This is a genomic window from Stenotrophomonas sp. 107298_Sma, from assembly GCF_056480345.1.
This window is the reverse complement of record NZ_CM151094.1, coordinates 2384817-2403925: the sequence shown is the minus strand read 5'-3', so window position 1 is coordinate 2403925 and position 19109 is coordinate 2384817. Positions and strand designations below refer to the sequence as shown.

Below are 19109 nucleotides of genomic sequence, written 5' to 3'. Positions count from 1 at the left end.
GAATTGCCAATTAGCCCACGCGGCGGCAAAGCCTCCCCTTGTGTTGCGTACTCGCATGAAGGCTACTGCCGTTCGCAGTCCGGCACGAGACAGTGCCGTTGCCCCAATGATGGCAAAAATTGCTAAGAACTGCCTGCCTTAGGATTTCTGCTGGATTCTAGCTGTTTTTCGAGGTGTCACCCAGGCGACCCGGACTTCTCTCAAGGAACGGGCGGAACCCTGAAGCTCGATGACCGGATACCCACCTGAAGGCAGTACATCCTTCGGATTCAGCTTGAACACCCTTGCAAGCGTCAACGCCAAGCCTTCCTCATAAGCGGTTGCCAGAACCCACACAAGCGCGTCGACCAAGGCGGATCTTCCCTTAATGCTGTCCAATACCGAAGCGACGATTACGGAAGGGGACCTATCCGGCTTGTCGTTCGCGATACCAAAGGCCGCAGCGGCCAGCTCCAGCGCTGTGCCGCACGCTAACGTTACCATCGGGTCGACAACCGAGAGATTGAGCCAAGTCGCGCCGCTGGCAGAAACACCATAGGGAGCTAGGAACGACTCGTGCCGCTCTACCTCAGTGGGTCCTTGGGTGTCGTAGTGCGTTGAGCGGAAGCTCAGGACAGATAGGCCTTCAAGTCCGACCCTGGCGCATGCCGCTGCAGTGGCCCGCGTCAAAGCATCGTAGGCCATCAATGGGAGCGGAGCGCACATGAGGCCCGAGTTGCCGCCAATCATTGCCCAGCCCCAGAACGCCCCTGGCTCCGGATCGTCAGCGGATGGCTGGAAAGCCTCATACCTTACGTGAGCATTGCCATCGTCCTGGTGGACGGGCGGCATAGGAGTCGTTCTATCAATCAGGCGCGCCAGAGCTGAAGGCCAGCTTTGCGCATCACTGGGGAAGTGAATCACTCGGCCTGCCCGCTGGCGTGATGCCCAATGAAGGTAGTCATCCACCCACTGCGACACTTCACGAGCGGGAAATTGCCTGACGTCCAGTAGCGCTGTGTGGGCGTCGATTGGCTGAAATCCACAAGTACAAGTCCCGAGACCACCGGAGTGGTCAAAACTGGTGCCCAGCGTCCTTCCGCATGCCTCGCAGTGGCTGATGAGCTTCTCGCCATGCCAAGGGCACGCAGAGATGGAAGGAAGGAGAAATAGTGAACAATGGTAGCCGTGAAGTGCGCATGCGGGGCACCGCATATATGGAAGCTCACTACCCGCGAGAAGTCGAAGTGATTGAACTGGAAGCCACGCGGCCGGATTCCATAGATTCTTCGTTGTGACGTCACGGACTTCGATGGCTGACGCAAAAGTATCCTGCACCCGGCCCGGCAGAAGCAAAGGGCGGAGCATGGAGCGCCCAGTCTTACGCCTCACCCCCATGATCATGAGTTGCTCACTTGTTGGCATGCCCAGTGCAACGATCCGCTGCAGCACGCCGTAGCCCGATATGTATGGATAGAACTCATGCTCTGCGCCGACAATCCGAGGCGTAGAAGGATTTACGGCGCGAGAGCTATTCATTGCTTCCCCCTACCTGGTTTGCCGTATTCTGTATCTTCTCAATGATGGCGATTGCCTTGTCGGACATCTTCTCGCGCATGCGAATGAACTCGGTTCGCAGGTACCCGACATGCACAAGCGCAGCACGGACGTCAGATGGAGTGAAGCGTTCGAAACTCTGCTGAAACCAAGCGTTCGTTAGCAGATTCCGCACGGTCGATGTGAAGGAGCACATCGGCCAGCCACTATGTTCGGGAAGTCCCACCTCCCTCCGGAGGGCGGACACAGCATCGCAAATCATCTCCGTTTCAGATTCCAGCCGCCATCCGCGATCAAATGCGTCGGTGGCGAAGTATCTAGAAAATGGCATGTCCTCTGTCGGCCACCATGCTGCGCCGTCGTAGCGCGACAGGGCATGCCTGACCTCATCTCGCGCCGCAAGAGGAAGAAATGGGGCTGAGTCCAGAAACCACCGGCGAACAACATGTGACGGATGGTGCTGCCACATGTCGCCAAGCTCGATGCCCTGCTGGTCACTTTGGTACACAAAGACCAAAAAGAGAGTAAGCCTGTCCTTGCTCATCAAGTTATCAAGATCTTCTAAGCACTGAAACTCAAGATTGGTGAGCCGTTGAGCACTGTCGATGAACAATACGTACCTGCGTACGTCGGCGTGCCCACACGCGGCGCGCATGTGATTGTGTATTCGTGCCCTCAGCTCGTGAGGCCTGGCCGATGACCAGCGCGGCATTCCCAGTTGATGTGAAAGCGCGTGCCAGAAGCTCAGCGGGCTCCTGCATGCATCTGAGGTTGCGACGATTGCCCTGGCCACACCTGCGCGGCGTCCGTCCTCCACGAGCCAGCGCCAGTCGGTTTCGACTAGATAGTCTTGCGCCGTGGATTTGCCAACCCCGCTCTCTGAATAAAGAGAGCACCCATGATGACCCTGCTGAATGTTGTACAGAACGAAATCCGCCATGCGTTCGACAGGCTTCGTGTTGATACGGTAGCCAGACTCAATGAAAAGTGGATGGTCGGGGTCAAGGCGACGGACGGCCATGATGGCCTCCGCAAGGTCCGATCTAGTCATCAAGATTCACCTTGCCTCCCCGGGGGACTCTTACCGGGATGTGAGCTGGCTGGGACCGAATGTCGGGCAGACGGCCGAAGTGCAACTGCTGCAAGCGCGCAAGTTGGTCGACTGCGGGTTGGGACGTGTCTGCAGTAGATCGAAGATGCGCTATGAAGGCTTCAATTGCACACTCCACGCCAGCGATTGAGAAATCACTGCGCTGTTTGGACCAACGACAGATGATCCTTCGCGTCCTCTCGTCATGCGGCGCGCGCGACCAAGGCGCTCGCGCGGTAGCCACTCCGAATGGCACGGTGGCACTTTGAAGTAGCACGATTGAACGAAGATCGCGCCTATTCACGCGCGCAAGAATCCTGGTGCCAATCAGTCCCCATTTATCGTTAAGGGAAGGGGATCGGTAGTCCGCATACAAGTAGGTGACATGGGGCAACTCCCCATTATCCTTGTTGCCTTTTACGGGCAGGCTTACGATTGTCGAAGCCATATCTGCAGCATCCAGGCCACAGGTTTCCGGCGCAAACGCAAACGCTGACTCTTTGCGATTCGTGAGATACGCTAGCGGCGTCATCTGTCCGAGTGCGGAGTGAGGCGTCGCGTTGTAGTTGGCTATGATGACGTCCAGGAGCTCCTCGAGAAGGTGCATCTGGATGGGATGGGCATCCGGAGAGAAGTTGCTGATCCTGATCTTGTTTTCCCCCAGCCGTTTGGCGGGCTCAAAACCGCCGGGGATCTTACGCAGCGCACCACGTTCCAAGCGCGAGAAGAATTGCTCTACAATGGGTCGTGAGCGCGGTGTGTGCGACTTTCCGAAGATCATCACACCTCCCCGAGCCCTGCAGAATGCTGCTTCGAGTGCATGGGCCGAGTGCGCAAGGAAGTTGTCCAGTGCGACAGCGGCCGAGCGCGTGACTATCGGCGTTGCTGCCTGATAGACGGGCATTCCAGCGCCAGGTGCGTAGAAGAGGTCCGGGATCGTCAGGTCCCTGGGAGCCCAGGGTTCCATTGACTTGGACAAGCAGAGCGCTACATCAAGATTGTCATAGCTCTGGCCGACACAGAGAAGCCATCCCGTTACCGCCCTGGATTCAGTCTCTATTTCGATGAGAAGCCATAGCCGTGACACTTTGCGCGTAACACGCGCGCCATTGGGCATATCGATGGAGATCTTGCATTCAACATCGATTTGGTGCGCGTCAAACTCCGTTCTGGCGAACAGGCCCATCCGTACTGCTTGCTCCAAAGCGACAGGAGCGTTCGATGCCGATTGAGGTTCATAAAGGTCCACGTCGGCTACTGCCGACTGCCGCCGCTTGAGCAAAGCAAGCAGCGAGCGCTTCCCCTTGCCAGGATCGTTCAGGGGGAATTTGTCCTCCAGGTTGTGCTGCTTCAGCTCCGCAAGGACTCGTTGGTGCAATTTTACGAACGCGCTTGGAGGGCGGCCCGGCGGCAGATGGGTTGCAAAGCCATCGATCAAGGCTTTAACACTCGGCACAGCTTCGGAGACTTTGTGCCACGCAAATCTTCCTGGAACCAGCGGCAATTCCGCGGGTTCGAAGGAAAGCTCAGTCGAGTAACTGCCCCATGGAATGCATACGCGAAATCCGTGCGGCATGCCATCGTGGGCTATCGTGGGCGCTTTCATTGCCATGCGCTTCAGGCGTTTGTGGCAGATTCCATATCTCCGGGATATAGCGGTGATGGTGGAACGGCCCAGAAGCAAGGCGGTGAGTGCTTCCTTGGCCACGCGGAACTTGGAGAGATGATCTGGTGCAATATCAACCGGATGTGGGGAGTACCACTCGTCGAGTGTCGCCTGATCATAGATTTCGTACCTAGCCATGACGCACCTCCACGAGGGCATCCGGATCCCCTGGGCGATAGTCCACGAGTTGTACGCGGCCGGTGTAGACGAGGCTTGCCACTGCGCAAGCCACTGCGAACCGGGCCTGGCCCGTCTGCAGTTGTAATGCGCTCATGGTGAGGCGCTCAACGTTCTGGAGCATGTCCTCAATCCTCACTTCCAACTGCCTGGCCCCCGCGATCTTTGCATTGGCCCAGACAAGCGGAAGTAGTTCGTAGGCAACAGCGACCTCGCTGGCGCGAGATGCCAGAGAGTTTTCGTGGACAAGTCGCAATACGAGCCCTTGATTCAAGGCCATGTGGATGAGCTCGTCATCTGCGGGAAGCTTGACTAAGCCAACGCTCAGTGAAGCCACCCGTTTTGTAGGGATTACAAACTGGTAGTGCTGGGTGCCATCCCTCCGCCCGACCCAGAAGCTCAACTCAAGGTCGCGCTTCTCGCCTACCGTGATTCGACGCGGCCTCTCAACATACATCTCCACCTGGGGGTCAAATTCGAGCATCAGCGCCTGGCAAAAGTTGACCAGGTCGGCCACCGTTACGGTCCGCCCATTCTTCGGGGACTGAAATACAAAGATTTCGCGGCGGTCGCGCTTGCCGCGTGCTAGCTCGAGAGGGGAATGGGGCAGATGCCCCTCACGGCGGTCTTCGTCCGTCGGTTTGGCGGTCGCGCTTTTTCCTGCGGTCATCATCCTGCTCCTCAGCCGTCGGCTTGCGAACGTCTGCCCGGTCTCGAGATTGGAACAAGGTGCCCATTCAGGTTCGCCTCCGCCATATGAGATGGGGAGGAAATGGGCGCACCCCTCCGCGCGAACGGGAAGTCGCTTGACTTTGTCAAGGAAAAGGGTGAGCCTCAGGGTACAGGCTGAGTTTCACCACCATCTGCTCCAACAGATGTCACTTGCCCCCGCGCCAACGGGGGCAAGTCATTTCCAGGGTTCGGAGATGTTAGTTTCCGGCTCTTGGTACTCTCCTCGGCGCTCGGCGAGCGCATCTTCGGGGACGTCTTGAGTCTGTTCTTGAAACGCTACAAGCCCGGCCCCTTGAGTTTGGGTTGTGGGGCGTCATTCCTGGTTGGGCTTCAGAGCAGCCGCTTCATCTTGCGGGGTGCCAGATACTGCCGGCGGACTGATTGCGGCCCTCAGCCCAACCATCCAGTCGGCGATGTCCATCGCAAAGGCAAATTTGCCGCGGCGGCCGGGCACTTTGAATATCTTCACGGGCAAGGTTCCGCGTGCCTCTGCTTGGCGGAGCGCGTGGCTGGAGCGATAGCCAAGAGCTCGCGGCAAGTTTTCATAGCCGATGAGAGGCCCGAAATGAAAGGTCAATTCTCTTTCGATCTCACGGCGTTCCGGGGCCAGGATTGATTCGTTGGTCCGCTCCGTCATGGCGTGGTCACACCCCGTCGCTTGTGTCCTCCTGATTCTGCCCCTCTAATACGGATGGTGGAAGGAGTAACAAACTCGCGTTTCGTTACCCATCAAAGGTGAATGGGGAGGGGCACGGCCATGGCGCTCAAAGAGATACCCTTTTACGGCGAGGCGCGACTTGCCCGCATGCGTGCAAGCACGAGCATACTTCCCGCCAACCGAGCCGTGCCGTACTGCCTGCGATCACTCAGTGTCGGATTGTGGTTTGAATGCTTGCGAAGCCGAATGGGCCTATCCAGCGCATACGCGCTCGGACAGTCGATATCCCCGGAGCGTCCCGGCTGCCACTCCAATGTGTGGGTGAAATATGCCCATGCGGAACACGTCCCGTCCCAGGCGACGCAGGCAGCAGCCGAGGCGCGCTATCCCGGCTCCCGCATGGTTCTATGTTCACCGGTCTGGGCCGCTCTGAATGTCCACGAGGCACTTGGCGGTTGTGGAGAATCAATACTCATGTCGCTCAGTGCACCTGTGCAACTGGAAGTGTTCAGCGGAGCGAGCTTGCGAGCCGGCATGTTTGTCCGCCGAGACCGTCGGTTACGAGAGATCACCGAGGGCTTGTGCGGGCTGGGCACTCTGGATAGCCTGGCGGCACTAGTGGTGATGTTGAGGGTCGCCCATGAGCAGGGCAGACGGCATGACTGCTTTGCCTTGGGGCGTGCACTGCACGATTGCCTGCTACTGGTGGGGCAGGATAGTCCCATCCAGCTTATTGCCGAAGAGCTGTTCTGGTACTTCAGCCATTTCGTGCTTCCTTTCACAGGGTGCCGGGGTGTTCGGATTGCATCGTCGCGACGCCGCTTGCTCCTGCAGCATGAGGTTCTCTCCCGCCTCGTACTTGAGCTTGAAGACAGCGGGTTCGACTATCTCCCAGGCATGCGTCACCCGCTCTTGCGGGTAGTCCGCAATCAGCAGCATGCTCCGTCTTCGCGCTTCTTCTCGCCCGGCGTCGGACCCTGCAGCGCAACATCGCGGCAGATGGCGCGGTAGCGCTATCAATACAGAGTCTTGTTGAGACGAGGAGGCATCCAGGATGGTGAGCGCAGAGACTAAAGGCTCGACCGATTACGAAATGAGCCGCTTGTGGTGGGCGGCACGGCTGTCGCAGTCGAGTAGAGGCTCAAGATGATTGCCTATCTTGGTTGGGGGTCGCTGGTATGGCAACCCGACGGTCTACCGGTTCGTGGACAGTGGCTGGCAGACGGGCCAACGGTTTGCGTAGAGTTTTTAAGGCAATCCGGCAATGGACGGCTTACGTTGGTCATGCATGCGGCCGCGTCTGCTGTCACCTCCTTCTGGGTTGAGGCTGGTACCGACGACGAGGGCGACGCCAAGCGAGCCTTGCGTGAGCGGGAAGCCATTCCCTCAAAGAACATGGAGCGACACTTGGGGGTCTGGACACATGGCTGTCCAGCACCGGCGAGTATTCCTGGGCTCGCTGACTGGGCCGCTGCTCGCGGGATTACCACTGTGCTATGGACGGCGCTGCCACCGAAGTTCAACGGGGAAAATCAACGCGTCCCATCAGTGGAAGAAGCAGTTGCCTACCTCGCAAGCCTCTCAGGGCAAACTGCGACGCTCGCAGAAGAGTACGTCCGGCGAGCCCCGCCCCAGATTGACACCGTCTATCGTCGTGAGTTTGCTGCACGTCTAGGCTGGCATCCCCTTCCGAAAGGGAGCTAACTGCGACGTGCGTGTGATAGCCGATGGCCAAACTCCGGCAATGGCCAGCACCGTTTCTCACCTTGGGCCGACTTGGGCCGGAAGGCCCGGCCCTGTCAGCGCTGCCCGGGGCTCCGGCTCAACAACTGGATGAGCAGAAGCCACTTGTGTGTCACTTTGCCGGCGGAGGCAGCACAACGATGAGTGCCATCCATGGGGCGATTGCCAGAACAGTGGCAATGTACGCGTACTTCAAACAGCTGAATTTTGACGAGAGAATCTTGGAATTGCGCCAACATTGACCCAGGAGGTCTTCCTCGAACTCCATCAGCGTACGCTCCGCGCACTTCTGCAAGAACTCGTGCTCGGCCATGCTCGACACCCGTTCAAAGAAGATGAGCGAATTTGACCCGCCTCGCAGTTCCGGAAAATATCCGTACCACAGGTGCCAGAAGCTAACAGTAAGCGGTGTAAGGAACAAAACGCCCGCAACCGAGATCAGGGCCGTTAGTTCATCAAGTTTCGGCAGCCGCGTCGCGATCATGGCAAGCATGCCCAGGTTGATACCCAGGCCGACCGAGAGTTTTGTGTCTACACGGGAGAAGAAGCCCAAGACCAAATTCAGCTGCTGCCAAGCGGCACTAACGCGGTCGCTTTGATTTGGCGGGTGGCCGCCAGAATTTTGAGGTTCTTGCACGGGGTGAGTTCTCTGTCTTGAGGGATACGGTTTGTGTTCGTTTGATGGCAGATCGAAGACCGCAGATGTCCAGCGTTCCGCAGCAGCGCGCTCCTGCAGCCGCACAATCCTCAAGGAAAGCTGTGTCGGCCAGCGCACATCGGTGCTGTTCCAAGATGAAAGTGACCAGGGCCGCAGCGTGGTCGCCACATGCAGTGATCGCACCGTCAGGATCGCGGCCACATGGGCAGACTGGGGGTCTCCCGACCAAGGTTTCAGTGCGCGTCGACACCCGAGCAAGGAGTAGTTTGCCGTGCCAGAGCTCGAGCCTCCGCTTCTGAGGGCGCGAATCCTTGCGGACCATGAACTGCCCCGCGAGCACATCTGCCTTGAATGCCGGACCCAGTCGTTCGGCTGCCTGCTCAGCATTGGCCTGATGCTGCGCAGCACGACCGTGCGCGCGGCCGTTCTCCGCTCCAGGAAAGACCCGGCGGGCGTTCGCGCCGATCTGGTAGGTCAGGTACTGGTAGACCGTGGCCCACCAATGCCTCGCTGCTGCTTCGTCTTGGATCCGGCTCGGATTGTCTTCTCCCCAGCCGAGGCAGAAGCTACGGTCACCGTTGATATGCCGATCGGGACAGAACCCCGGCAGCATGCCGGGGTCGGCGATCTCGCGCACTGAGACGTGCTCGCCTGCAACGGAGACGAGCAATCTAAATGCGTACTCGGCTCCGCCGGCCCGAACCACTGTGATCCCAACCAGCCCCCCGACAGGGTCTACGATCAACGTGGCACCGTAGTCCGGTGCCACGCGCTGCAGCAGCTCCAAAGGCCTTGGCGTCACGTCGCGGCCACATGAGGACGGATCGGCTGCGCGAGCGCAGGAGCCACTGCGGGTGCCACTTCAGCGTAGTGTGCCTCCAGTGTTGCCTTCGCCACGCGGTCCCCGGATGCGGCGAGTTCCTCCACCGCTGCGGCATAGTCTAGGTTCGCCGCCTTTCGCTTGTCGGTAAAGACGGTCCGTATCGCGGCGCTGGCGGCCTTGTAGGCATTTTCACCAATGGCCGTCTCCACACCGTCGCAGAGTCGTTGTTGGGCTTCAGATTCCAACACCGCTCGCCCCGTGGCACACCGCAGAAGGCTCCCCTTCATGCCCAGGCGGGAAATGGCAAGGGGGCCAAGTTCGAAGCCAATGGCCAATCCCAGCTCTGCCACTTCCGCGCCTTCGGCGCTCAGTTGCTCCAGGGCAGTGGAGAAACTGCTGCGCAATGCACCCGCGCACTGGGCAGCGGTGCTGACCGTGTCCTGCGCATCTGTCGTCTGTGACGTGCCCTCCAGCAGCACCCCATGAAGGCAGTCGCCAATAAAACGGACACGACGCCCTCCAAAATCCTCGTGTACGACCGCATCCAGCTCAGAGCGCAATACGTGCAGTGTTCGAACCAGATGTTCGGGATCCTCCTCTAAGTGCTTGTCCACGAAGTCGGTGAATCCGTCAATGTCGGCATAGATCGAAACGCCATCAAATCGCCTTGAGTTCGCCGCGCTGAGCAGGGAGAAGTCCAGATCAGAAAGCGGAGGCGTCGGTCGACTGAACTTGAATTCGCCGATAGGGAGCTCGGCCTGTTCATCTTTCCAGAGTTCGATGATGCGCGACTTGGAAATGCCGAGTGCAGCGGCCTCGACGCATGCGGAAATCTGAGCATCGGTCAGCGAAGTGGTGCGGTCCTTGTTGCCGGTCAAGGTAGGCAGTTCAAGCACGGCACGTGCGCCGTGCGTCAGGTAGATGCCTTCAGCCCCTCCATGCCCGGCACACTTGGCCGCCTGATTGGCTGGGGAGCCTAAGAAAAGAGGTTCTCGGCTGGCGCGACGACCATTGTTGACGGCCAACGCCATCCCGCTGTCAATGCCGACACGAACCTGGGCATTGGGGATGTGCGCGTCCGAGTCGCCCGTTTCAGCCAGCACATCGATGGCGAGCTGGGCGATCGCAACCGCGCGCTCGATCCGGGCGCGTTCGTTGGCATCGCCGTACGGCTTGGTCACAACCGCATGCAGCCGCTGGTTGTGAAAGTCCACACGGATGGCATCACTTTCAACGAGGATGCGATGGACGGCGCGGTAGTGCTGATTCAGGAATCGAAGGGCCCGCTTGTGGCAGGTTTCGCCTTCGATGTCAGTGCAGCTAAGCATGTCCGCCAGATTGACGATGTCGATGTAGACATGCGCCCCTTGGACGCGATAGGCGCGATTGACTGGAATATCCACCAGCGAGGTTTCCCGCTTGTAATCGCGGATGTCCACGTCGCGGACTTCGGCGTAACGGGTGGCAATGCGCTTCTTGGTGCGATCTTTTTTCCAGCTGTGTCCCATCGTGCTACTCCCTGCGCCCAAGAGGAGGCCAGGCCGGGCGGGTCGCGTCGCCTACGGCGTGGCTGGCAGCCGGATTCATTCCAGCTCCTTTGGGCGTATATTGGGACCCAGTTCACACTTTCAAGGGGGCAGTATGGGGACTGGGATCGTCGAGCGCCTCGCGGCGGATGATGGCAGGCGACTGATCGCCGCCTTGGCTGAGTTCCGCCTGCTGGCCGGCTTGGACGCGGCCGCAGCCCAGCTGGCACAGGCCGGGGAATTGCTCGACGTGGGGACAGGGCAGGCCTTTATCACTCAGGGCGCCCCAGAGACCGACGTTTTCTTCATTGTCTCCGGCTCCGTGGACGTGCTGGTCAACGGCAAAGTGGTTAATACCCGAAGGGCTGGGGACCACGTCGGCGAAATGGCAGCCATCGAACCGGCGCAACTGCGGGCGGCAACTGTTACTGCACGCGAGCCGACCGTAGTGCTAAAGGTGCCGGAAATCGATTTCAGCAGGATTGCGGATTCACACCCCGTCATCTGGCGGCGGCTGGCCGCGACCCTTTCGCGCCGTCTAAAAGAGCGCAATCACATGATTACCCAACCTCGCGGACAGGTCCGGGTCTTTGTGATGTCGTCGGTGGAGGCGCTCCCTGTCACGCGGTTGCTGGTACAGCACTTCGAGCACGACCCGTTCCTGACGGTGGTATGGGACCACGGGGTGTTCCGCGCCGCCAACTACACACTTGACGAGCTCGAGCGCCAGCTGGAACAGGCAGACTTTGCCATTGCCGTGGCCCACGCGGATGACATGGTCATCAGCCGCGGTGACGAGTGGCCTGTCATGCGCGACAACGTCGTCTTTGAACTGGGTATGTTCATTGGATTCCTGGGGCGTCGGCGCGCCTTCTTGATGGAGCCGCGCGAAGACAAGCTGAAGCTTCCCAGTGATCTCACGGGGCTCACGACCGTCCCCTACCGATACACCCCTGGCCCGGACGCCCGGGCTTTGATTGCACCGGCATGCGAACAAATTCGCTCCCGCATTCTCGAAGCTGGGCCGAGGGACTGACGGTGGCACTGCTGGAAGAGATGACGGCCGCCGTGCAGGCGATAGCACAAACCCGATGGTCTACACGGAGAGGTCAAGTTGTACCCGATCCAGAAGATCTGCGATTGGGCAATGACGCAGTGGAGTTTGATCGTGCCACTGTTTTGTACGCGGACCTGAACGGCTCAACGAATATGGTCGACACCGAAGCCTGGCAGTTGAGTGCAGAGATCTACAAAGCGTTCCTGCACTGTGCAGCGACGATCATCAGGAAAGAGGGCGGCAAGATCACCTCCTACGACGGAGATCGTGTCATGGGCATCTGGGTGGGTGACCGGCAAGCCACGCCGGCGGCTAAGGCCGGGTTGAAAATCAACTATGCGGTCAAGATGATCGTCATGCCAGCGTTGAAACAGCAGTACCCCGACTGGACAGGTACCGTGAGGCATGTCGTCGGAATCGACAGCAGCCCAATCCGAGCTGCTCGCACGGGTATTCGAGGCGGCAACGACATCGTCTGGGTTGGACGCGCGGCCAATCATGCGGCCAAGCTCACGGACCTGGACCTTGCCCCGTCAACCTGGATTACCGATGAGGTGTTCATCCGGTTGGCTGATGAGTTGAAGTACGGTGGAACGCCGCCGACTCTGATGTGGGAGGCGTTCCGCTGGAACCGGCAGGGTGGTCGCCGCATTCACGGATCAGACTGGGCTTGGCGCGTCTAAAGCGCCCTCTGCGGACCCGGCATTCGCAGGGCCAGCATGGCAGGGAAAGGGCGCACTGTTAGAGGCCGATTTCATGGCGCGGGAGTCAGGCAGCCGAGTCCTGCCCTCCGATGAGTGCGCGCCGGGAGAGGAACCCGCTGCCATTGCGGAGCTCTGGCAGAGGTTCATCTACGCACCGGCCCCTAGCGCCGCATTGATCTCAGCGAAGGCCTTCTCAAAGCGCTCCAGCGTTTCATTGATGGCCGTAGTTTCCGCGGCCAGCACGTGCTGATTCTGGATGAGCCAGTTGGCGGGAGTGAAATGATCCAGGGGCGGAACGGAAGCCCCCATGACATTAAACAGTGCTTCGGCCTGTTTGACCTGGCGCGTCAGGGCACCGTCTTGGCTGAACTGCCGGGCGGAAATTTGCCCTTTTCCCTTCAGACCGTAGGCACCGTTGAGGATGTCGGCGAAGACGGCGGGTGCGAAGAAGTCCTCAATGTCGCTCTCCGCCTTTCCGGTGAAATCCGTGGCTACCAAGACGCCGGAAGTCTTCATGATCTGAGACTCCCTCAGCCGCTGCACCTTGCCTTTATCGCCATTGCCGTAGTCACACAAGGCGACCATGTGGATGCCCTTGCCAGAGAAGAGCGAGGCGAACGATTGCACTTTGTCTATGCCGCCTGTGGGGCAGATCACCCACCGGCTGTCCAAGCCTTGGCGCTTGCGTTGCTTGAGCGCGTGCGATGCCGCCTGAAGATAGAGCACATCCGAAGGTCCTTCGACCAACAGGGTATGCGCTCCCACAAACAGGCTTTGGGTAACCTCGTAACCGAGATGGGCCTGAAGGGGGAACAGCGTGTCCTGATCGACGCTCAGGACGTCCGCGGAGACCTGTGTGCCCTTAACGGTGGGGCGGCGACGCTGGTCGTAGGTGACAACGTCCTCGACGACGCGAACGTCCGCAAGACGATCGGCCGGCACCATAAAGGGCGAGTGGGTGCTGTAGATGACCTGGGGGTCGGGGAGTAGACGCTCAATGATGTAGCGGAGCAGATCAGCTTGCGCCTTTCCATGTAGCGTCAATCCAGGCTCATCCAGAAGGATGATCGCACCGGGGTTCCTCTTTCGCATCTGCTTGAACTGCGACAGGAAGGAGAAGAACCAGACGAATCCGGCGCTGCGCTCAGACAGGGGCACCGAAACCTTGTGGTTGTCATTCCGAATGCGGATTTTGGCAACAGTCCCGCTATTGAAGGGGGCGGGATCCTCGGAGAGGCCTTGGGCAAGCGCTATCTCTACACTGAGCGCGTCGTTCTGACTCCAAAACTCGAAGATCTCATCGGTAATTTCATTGGAGGCGGCTTGGCAACGTGCGTTGAGCTCTTCCAGGCGTGTGCTGGACTGCAATTCGCTGACCGACGTCCCGGCGTACTCGAGGAAGTCGAGGAAAATCTGGTCACCCGGGGAGATCGTCGCGCCGCTTTGGGTGTCACGAGACAGCTTGTCCAGCGATATCTCCCCGGACATGCGATCAAAGTGAGAGGTATAGAAGAACGCCGGCATCCTTTTCTGCAGGATATCGATGGCCGCCAGCACTGGTTTCCCCTTGCGGAAGCCGCTGATGGACCGCTTGACCGCCTGCAATTGGTCAGACGGCTCGGGGTGCGCATCTATCTCGACCACGAGTCGATCCAGCAATATCTTGGAAAACTTCTCCCGCTCCTCGCCTGCCACACCGTGCTGGTCGAGCAGAAACGCGCGCACCACGTTGGGATCGACGTGAATGCTCCAAGTGCTGTGGCCACTGTAATCTGTCGTTACGTCAACGGTCGTACTACTTAACGCGCCGGCACCCAGGACGTCGGCGACCGCCTTTTGGTCTTCGTGGCTGAGCTCCCAGGTCAGGGTGGCAACCGGTGCGGGTTCGTCGTCGTGGCGTTCCTCATACCGCGTGAGGAAGCGGCGGGGGTAATCGTGCACCGTGTCGTAAGCAAACTGGTCGGCGATGGGACGGGTACCAAACAACGCCGTCAGAATTGCAGTCTTGCCCGCCTCGTTCTTACCGACCAAGCAGGTCAGCTCTCCGACATCGAACGTTCCGGAATCCTCTGCAGAACGGAAGTTTCGGATCCGTGCCTTGACTAGCTTCATGCTGCCCCCTGATTCCTGCCGTGGATGGTGCGCGTCTTGTGCAGGATAGGGCCCGAGCGGGGCACATTCAACGCGCACTGCTGGCCGCTCGGGCCGGAGGCTCAGTCCTCATCCATCAGGCGCGCGGCGGGGTTGCTGCCGACGCCGCCCTGCTGGAAATATCCGATCACGCTGGCCACGGAGCGGTGATCGGTCATCGCCATCAGCGCCGGCAGGGCCACCCCACGCCGCGCACCTTCGGTAACAAAGCCCGAGCGCAGGCTGTGGCCGGCAAAGTCCCCGTCCAGACCGGCCAACCGCGCCCGGTCCTTAACGATGGCGGCGACCGCCTTGCCGCTGAGCGCGCCGCCCAATGACCGTGGCCAGACGCGCCGGAACAGGGGGCCGTCGGTAATCTCGGCCATGTCCAGCCAGTCCTGCAGTGCGGTGGCTGCCTCTCCCAGGATGGGCTTGTCGGGGCTGCTGCCAACCACTGGCCCGGACTGCAAGGTTTTTCCGTGATCCAAGCGATAGGTGTAGCCGCCTTCGGGCAGTCGGGTGAGGTGATTCACCGTCGCCTCGGCGACTTCGCTGCGGCGGCGCCCGCCGCTAGCAAAGGCAAAGTAGAGCAGGGCGCGATCGCGCTTCCCCTTGAGCGAGGTGTCGCAGGTGGCCGCCATTGCGCGCAGATCTGCGGCTGACAGCGCGGTCTTCTTGGCCGGGCGCTCGCCTCGTTTGTGAGAAGCCCTGCGCCCCTTGGACAGTAGGGTCCTCACGGCGCGATCCTCGCAAGGGTTGTCTTGGCGGGCCTGCTTGTGGGCCGCCGACAAGACCGCCACCCGGTGGACCAGGCTGGAGAACGCCAGCGGCCCAGGCTTCTTCTTCAGGCCCGCATGCACCAAGGCACTATCCAAGTCTGCAGGCAGATCCCAACGAAGCCCCAAATCGCCTGAGCGCCCCATGTGATCCACGATGAACTGAACCACTGCCGCCGGGGGGACGGGTAGGGCGATGGGCCTGCCATAGCGCCCTTCGAACCAGCCCGCCCAATAGCGCAGGGCGCCGGCGTAGCTGCGAATGGTGTTAGGCGCTTCGGCCTCCTGCAGGATGTCTCGCACCGCTTCTGCGGCGGAAGTGGCCAGCCGCTCCGGAACCAGCCCCGAAACGAGTTCCCCTGACGCAGCAGTGATATTATTCATATGTACTATGTATTGTGCACTATGATTAGGTTGAGCTACATCTGATAAATATGCCTTATCAGACATGGCCTGCCAATTCTCACCGTTCCGCAGAAGGACACCCAATGGCCAAGGGCATCAGCGAACTGGATGTGCACCAGGCAGCGGACGACATCATCGCCGCCGGCGAACGTCCCACCGTCGAGCGAATCCGAGCCCACTTGGGCACCGGCTCGCCCAACACCGTCACGCGTTGGCTGGAGACCTGGTGGCAGACCGTAGGCTTTCGCCTGCGCCAGCGCGCCATTGAGGCGGCGGTTCCAGGCATCCCAGAGCGGGTAGCTCACCTGAGCCAGCGTTTGTGGCAGGCCGCGCTGCAGGATGCCGGCGAGCTCGCTCAGACCCAGCTGGAGTCGACCAGGCACGCACTGGAGGAACGCGAGCGCCTGCTGGAGGAGGACCGGGTGGCCCTGACGCTGGCGATTGAGGCCAGCCAGAAGCGCGAAAGGGAGGCTCAGGTCCAGACTCAGGCCGCCGCCACCACCGCGGAGCAGTTGGCGGCACAGGTCTCCCAGATGACGGCACAAGTACAAGACCTGCTGCGCCAACGCGATGGAGCCTATGGACGGGCGGAGCGACTCGAGCAGGAACTGGATGCCGTACGCCGCAGTCTGGGCGAGGCCGCGGCCGCTCACGAAGAAGAGAGGAGGGCGCTCCAGGCGCACGTCAGGGCAGTGGAGGATCGTGCCCATACGGAGGTTGACCGGCATCGCCAGGCGTTGCGGTCAGCCGAGCAGGAGTGGGGGCGGGAGCGCATGGCCTTGGCCACCTCATTGCGAGAGAGCGAGCAACAAGCCATTGCTGCTGCCAACCGCGAGCAACAGGCATTGCGCCGACTGGAAGGCGTGAACGCGCGGGCTGATGGCTTGGAGGCGCAGCTGACGTCACTGAAGGAAACCACTCGGCAAGTTACCGAGGCACTCCGACAAGGGAGAGCGAACACGGCAACGCCAAGCAGGCAAAGCAAGCCACGCCGCACCGCGCCCAGAAGAGTGGGCGAGCCGACACAAGAACCCAATAGCAGGAAATCTAAGACTTGAGGCCATCCATTCGATCAAGGCTTCTTTCCCCGAAAGACTTGGAGGACGTACACGCCCCCCCCAAAGTTCATCCTCGACCGCGCCCGAGAGCACGGCGCGACAGGCCCCGTACGAACGGTAGAAACCAGCACGCCGGAGGAGGAACGCCATGAAGCAGGGAAGAACTGACAGAGATTGGGCGGTGGTCGCTGTGATGACCTTTGCCGCAGGAGCCGTCTTGACTTGGGCACTCATGAGCAAGCCGAGTCCCAAATCCGCCACGTTAGCGCTTGACTGGCCGGCGTGGGTGCAAGCGATCGGCAGCATCGCAGCCATCATCGCCGCGGGACTGATCCCCCTTTGGCACGCCAGAGTCAGGAGACGGGAGGTCACACAGTCCCTCATAGAGCTGATTTCCTATGCGCGATTTCCAGCGACACTGATGCTGGCGCAGTTCGAGGGAGGATTCGGCGGCCCCCGGCTGATCTTGGCGCATCTGACCCAGCTTCATAAGGCTTTCGATTCAGTCAACTATGTTGACGTGCCGAACCGATCCTTGGCGATTGCGCTGCAGCAATCAGCAACGGCTGTGAGTGCACTTAAGGAGATCCAGGAACTCTTTCTGAGAAAAGAAGAGATGAAAAAGGGGCGGGGGAGCGAGATCGTTAAAAAGTACCTGCTCATGCTCGATAGAGCCGTCGAAGAAGCAATCAAGGCAACCGGTCAGCGGCCTCGAGACTTCAACTACGACACAATCGTGCTGCCTAATGAATAGCCCATGCAAATGCTGTTCGTTACAACTACGCGGTAATAGTCACAAACCTCTCTCTAGTAATCCACTGCCGAGGGCTATCCGGCAAATCGTGCGGAGTCGGAGGGAGTAGCTGGCGTCTGAACGGGGGAACTCGCCTGGCGATGTAGCAGGGGCCTGGTGCACTGGACTGTAACAGAGCAGTTTCACTGTCACCGCGCCTTGTTACGGTAAAGAACCTCCGTTACATTCGCTGCTATGAACGACCTCGACGCCGCAGCCCGCTATCTTCAGGGTCTACTACCCGACATGGTCGGTGAGCTCGAGCCCTGGCCCAGCTCCAAGACGCGCGGCTTACCCCACTTCCTCGCCACCCTATTCGGCCTGGCCGAGCTTGACCTGCTCGGCCACAGGGTGCTGCTGGCCACCGTCCCGGCGCAGACGGAACCGTTGCCACCTTTGCGGCTGATCGCGCAGGTGCATCGATTGGCGGAAAAGGCCGGCTTGAGGGTCATTCTCGTGCTCTCCGGCGTTTCGCCCTACATTCGCTCCAAGCTCATCGAGTCTCGGGTGGATTTCGTTGTGCCTGGTAGCCAACTGTTCGCTCCGAGCTTCCTGATGAGCTTACGCGAGCGCGATTCGTCTCCAAGGGTGCTCACATCCGCTGGGGAGCGGTTGAGCCATCCGGCACAAGCGGTTCTGATCGCGGCCCTGTTGCGGCCCGACTTGGAGGAGCGCGGCATCCCTGGCAGCGTCCCGTGGGTGCCGCTCGACCTGGCGCGCGAGGCAGGCTACTCACGCATGACTGCCTCGCGGGTCGCCCGTGAACTGGTGGCGGCTAACCTCGTCAGCGCCCAGCGCGAGGGGCGGGAGACGAAGCTACGGTTCTTGAAAGCGCGCCGCTCCTTGTGGGCGGTCGCGCTGCCGCGGCTGCGCTCGCCGGTGCTGCGCACCACTTGCATCGGCAAAAGTGGCTTGGACATGCTGCTGGCCGATCATTGTCGTGCTGCGGGAGAAACCGGCCTGTCCGTTCTCACCGAACTGGCGGCGCCATCGCGTCCGATCGCTGCGATCGGACGAGACTGCTTCCGTCGGCATCCGGAGCCGGAATGGTTTCCCGTGGCCGGCGAGGGCTATGCAGACGTGCAGCATTGGGCGTACTCCACCCGCCTGGGTGGCGCGGGCACCGTCGTGGACCCGTTGTCGCTGTACCTGTCCTTGCAGGGACAGGGCGACCCGAGGCTGAACGGCGCGCTGCGGGACCTGCTCGATGAGGTCTTCGTCTGATCGCAGGCGCGCGGGAGCTCGGCGAGTGGTGCCTGAACTCCGGTACCAGTCCGCGGTCATCGGGGCCGTTGCGCTGGCCGTCGTAACGCAGGAAGCGAAGCGGCAAGTGGGGCCACGAAGGATCTGGAACGTGGTGCTGAGCGTGGAGGCGCTGACGCTTGCGTTCGGCCAGCGGTTCTCGGGGGGATATCGAGGCAGCGGCTACGAGGTGCGCCAGCCCTCGGACCGACACTCAACGTTCTATCGCTTCCGGCGGCCTGCGCCCAGAAACTGCAGGAGTGGCCGACGGGTCGTTTCGACCTGATCGTCTGCAGCGGGATGGACGACTAACCCGGGCCGGATGCCCTGCTCGA

At 60.4% G+C, this 19109-nt stretch carries 16 protein-coding genes; 5 read left to right on the top strand and 11 right to left on the bottom strand.

Translation table 11 applies throughout. From position 1 onward, the window contains the following. Nucleotides 1-138: 138 nt before the first annotated feature. The 9 genes from ACZK2G_RS11270 to ACZK2G_RS11230 all read right to left on the bottom strand — a co-directional run bounded on the left by ACZK2G_RS11270 (nt 139) and on the right by ACZK2G_RS11230 (nt 10591). Nucleotides 139-684 (bottom strand): hypothetical protein, encoded by a 546-nt coding sequence (locus ACZK2G_RS11270; protein WP_126412179.1) that lies wholly within the window; start codon nt 682-684, stop codon nt 139-141. Nucleotides 685-1510: 826 nt separating this feature from the next. Continuing rightward, nucleotides 1511-2557, bottom strand: coding sequence for an ATP-binding protein (locus ACZK2G_RS11265; protein WP_072167141.1), 1047 nt, complete (start codon nt 2555-2557; stop codon nt 1511-1513). A 22-nt stretch (nt 2558-2579) separates the two neighbouring features. Beyond that, a complete protein-coding gene (locus ACZK2G_RS11260; RefSeq protein ID WP_024956856.1) occupies nt 2580-4430 on the bottom strand; it encodes a hypothetical protein in 1851 nt (616 codons plus the stop codon). Continuing rightward, nucleotides 4423-5139 carry a hypothetical protein gene (locus ACZK2G_RS11255; RefSeq protein ID WP_049401583.1) on the bottom strand — a complete coding sequence of 239 codons (717 nt, stop codon included), beginning with the start codon at nt 5137-5139 and terminating at the stop codon, nt 4423-4425. Before ACZK2G_RS11255 ends, ACZK2G_RS11260 begins: the two co-directional genes overlap by 8 nt. A gap of 375 nt (nt 5140-5514) precedes the next feature. Continuing rightward, nucleotides 5515-5838: a hypothetical protein gene (locus ACZK2G_RS11250; protein ID WP_024956858.1), complete on the bottom strand. Its 324-nt coding sequence runs from the start codon at nt 5836-5838 to the stop codon at nt 5515-5517. 720 nt (nt 5839-6558) lie between these two features. Next, nucleotides 6559-6798, bottom strand: a complete 240-nt coding sequence (locus ACZK2G_RS11245; protein ID WP_126412177.1) for a hypothetical protein — start codon at nt 6796-6798, stop codon at nt 6559-6561. A 916-nt stretch (nt 6799-7714) separates the two neighbouring features. Beyond that, nucleotides 7715-8239, bottom strand: coding sequence for a Pycsar system effector family protein (locus tag ACZK2G_RS11240; RefSeq protein WP_464816522.1), 525 nt, complete (start codon nt 8237-8239; stop codon nt 7715-7717). Beyond that, nucleotides 8184-8966 (bottom strand): E2 domain-containing protein, encoded by a 783-nt coding sequence (locus ACZK2G_RS11235; RefSeq protein ID WP_369332838.1) that lies wholly within the window; start codon nt 8964-8966, stop codon nt 8184-8186. Before ACZK2G_RS11235 ends, ACZK2G_RS11240 begins: the two co-directional genes overlap by 56 nt. Nucleotides 8967-9058: 92 nt before the next feature. Continuing rightward, a complete protein-coding gene (locus ACZK2G_RS11230) occupies nt 9059-10591 on the bottom strand; it encodes an adenylate/guanylate cyclase domain-containing protein (RefSeq protein ID WP_043033494.1) in 1533 nt (510 codons plus the stop codon). A gap of 133 nt (nt 10592-10724) precedes the next feature. Here ACZK2G_RS11230 and ACZK2G_RS11225 point away from each other — a divergent pair, with 133 nt between their 5' ends. Both ACZK2G_RS11225 and ACZK2G_RS11220 read left to right on the top strand, forming a co-directional pair. Further along, entirely contained in the window at nt 10725-11645 is a 921-nt protein-coding gene (locus tag ACZK2G_RS11225) for a TIR domain-containing protein (RefSeq protein WP_088428977.1), read from the top strand. Nucleotides 11646-11647: 2 nt separating this feature from the next. Beyond that, nucleotides 11648-12349 carry an adenylate/guanylate cyclase domain-containing protein gene (locus ACZK2G_RS11220; protein WP_024956864.1) on the top strand — a complete coding sequence of 234 codons (702 nt, stop codon included), beginning with the start codon at nt 11648-11650 and terminating at the stop codon, nt 12347-12349. 168 nt (nt 12350-12517) lie between these two features. Here ACZK2G_RS11220 and ACZK2G_RS11215 read toward each other — a convergent pair whose 3' ends face one another. Further along, complete coding sequence (locus ACZK2G_RS11215; RefSeq protein WP_049402765.1) at nt 12518-14482, bottom strand: AAA family ATPase; 1965 nt, start codon at nt 14480-14482, stop codon at nt 12518-12520. Nucleotides 14483-14583: 101 nt separating this feature from the next. Continuing rightward, nucleotides 14584-15660, bottom strand: a complete 1077-nt coding sequence (locus ACZK2G_RS11210; RefSeq protein ID WP_049401586.1) for a site-specific integrase — start codon at nt 15658-15660, stop codon at nt 14584-14586. Between the two features lie 104 nt (nt 15661-15764). Between ACZK2G_RS11210 and ACZK2G_RS11205 the strand changes: the two genes are divergently transcribed. The 3 genes from ACZK2G_RS11205 (at nt 15765) to ACZK2G_RS11195 (ending at nt 18756) form a co-directional block, all read left to right on the top strand. Further along, the gene (locus ACZK2G_RS11205) at nt 15765-16739 is read left to right on the top strand and encodes a DNA-binding protein (protein ID WP_049402764.1); all 975 of its coding nucleotides are present in this window, start codon (nt 15765-15767) and stop codon (nt 16737-16739) included. 148 nt (nt 16740-16887) lie between these two features. Next, nucleotides 16888-17493: a hypothetical protein gene (locus ACZK2G_RS11200; RefSeq protein ID WP_033836002.1), complete on the top strand. Its 606-nt coding sequence runs from the start codon at nt 16888-16890 to the stop codon at nt 17491-17493. Nucleotides 17494-17727: 234 nt separating this feature from the next. Further along, nucleotides 17728-18756: a hypothetical protein gene (locus ACZK2G_RS11195; protein WP_049402763.1), complete on the top strand. Its 1029-nt coding sequence runs from the start codon at nt 17728-17730 to the stop codon at nt 18754-18756. Nucleotides 18757-19109: the final 353 nt, after the last annotated feature.

What these genes read in the sequence shown, in the direction of transcription:
- ACZK2G_RS11270 (WP_126412179.1), bottom strand. Translation starts at nt 684, where the DNA reads ATGGCCTACGATGCTTTGACGCGGGCCACTGCAGCGGCATGCGCCAGG.
- ACZK2G_RS11265 (WP_072167141.1), bottom strand. Translation starts at nt 2,557, where the DNA reads ATGGCCGTCCGTCGCCTTGACCCCGACCATCCACTTTTCATTGAGTCT.
- ACZK2G_RS11260 (WP_024956856.1), bottom strand. Translation starts at nt 4,430, where the DNA reads ATGGCTAGGTACGAAATCTATGATCAGGCGACACTCGACGAGTGGTAC.
- ACZK2G_RS11255 (WP_049401583.1), bottom strand. Translation starts at nt 5,139, where the DNA reads ATGACCGCAGGAAAAAGCGCGACCGCCAAACCGACGGACGAAGACCGC.
- ACZK2G_RS11250 (WP_024956858.1), bottom strand. Translation starts at nt 5,838, where the DNA reads ATGACGGAGCGGACCAACGAATCAATCCTGGCCCCGGAACGCCGTGAG.
- ACZK2G_RS11245 (WP_126412177.1), bottom strand. Translation starts at nt 6,798, where the DNA reads ATGCTGCTGATTGCGGACTACCCGCAAGAGCGGGTGACGCATGCCTGG.
- ACZK2G_RS11230 (WP_043033494.1), bottom strand. Translation starts at nt 10,591, where the DNA reads ATGGGACACAGCTGGAAAAAAGATCGCACCAAGAAGCGCATTGCCACC.
- ACZK2G_RS11225 (WP_088428977.1), top strand. Translation starts at nt 10,725, where the DNA reads ATGGGGACTGGGATCGTCGAGCGCCTCGCGGCGGATGATGGCAGGCGA.
- ACZK2G_RS11215 (WP_049402765.1), bottom strand. Translation starts at nt 14,482, where the DNA reads ATGAAGCTAGTCAAGGCACGGATCCGAAACTTCCGTTCTGCAGAGGAT.
- ACZK2G_RS11210 (WP_049401586.1), bottom strand. Translation starts at nt 15,660, where the DNA reads ATGAATAATATCACTGCTGCGTCAGGGGAACTCGTTTCGGGGCTGGTT.
- ACZK2G_RS11205 (WP_049402764.1), top strand. Translation starts at nt 15,765, where the DNA reads ATGGCCAAGGGCATCAGCGAACTGGATGTGCACCAGGCAGCGGACGAC.
- ACZK2G_RS11200 (WP_033836002.1), top strand. Translation starts at nt 16,888, where the DNA reads ATGAAGCAGGGAAGAACTGACAGAGATTGGGCGGTGGTCGCTGTGATG.
- ACZK2G_RS11195 (WP_049402763.1), top strand. Translation starts at nt 17,728, where the DNA reads ATGAACGACCTCGACGCCGCAGCCCGCTATCTTCAGGGTCTACTACCC.